Source organism: Brevibacillus sp. MCWH (assembly GCF_013096935.1).
In the GTDB taxonomy this organism is placed as follows: domain Bacteria; phylum Bacillota; class Bacilli; order Brevibacillales; family Brevibacillaceae; genus Brevibacillus; species Brevibacillus aydinogluensis.
Window position 1 is genome coordinate 1 of sequence record NZ_SDLF01000128.1, and the last position, 480, is coordinate 480.

The window sequence follows — 480 nt, forward strand, 5'->3', positions numbered from 1 at the left end:
ATATGGTAAACCTATTAAAAGTTTTACTAATGGTACTGTAGTATATTCGGGATGGGGTAGACCGGGAACAGGTTATAATAACTATGGTAAAGTAGTTGCTATAAAAGATGAATATGGGCAAACACACGTTTATGCACATTTAAGCAATATTTCTGTAGGTTTGGGAAGTAAAGTTAAAGCTGGTACTGTAATTGGACATGAAGGAAGTACTGGTCGTAGTACTGGAAGCCACTTGCACTATGAAATTAGACGTTCAGGATACGGTACTGATGTTAATCCTACAGCTTATTTAAAAGGTTATAAAGGAGACCCTAATTTTAAACCAGAGATTATTGCTAGCGGTGATTCTTCAGGTTCAGACGCTTCTATTCAAATAGGTTCTATGATGACACCTTCATTATTAGGTGGATTACCAGAGTTTATGCCAGAATCGCTAAATGTATTCAATAAAATACCATCACTTGCAGAGCAATATTTAAC

The 480-nt window shown here is 35.8% G+C and carries 1 protein-coding gene; it reads left to right on the forward strand.

The window, feature by feature from the left end:
- Positions 1-480, forward strand: a 480-nt coding sequence (locus ETC00_RS19705; RefSeq protein ID WP_171567734.1) for a M23 family metallopeptidase, incomplete at both ends; no start/stop codon positions are given.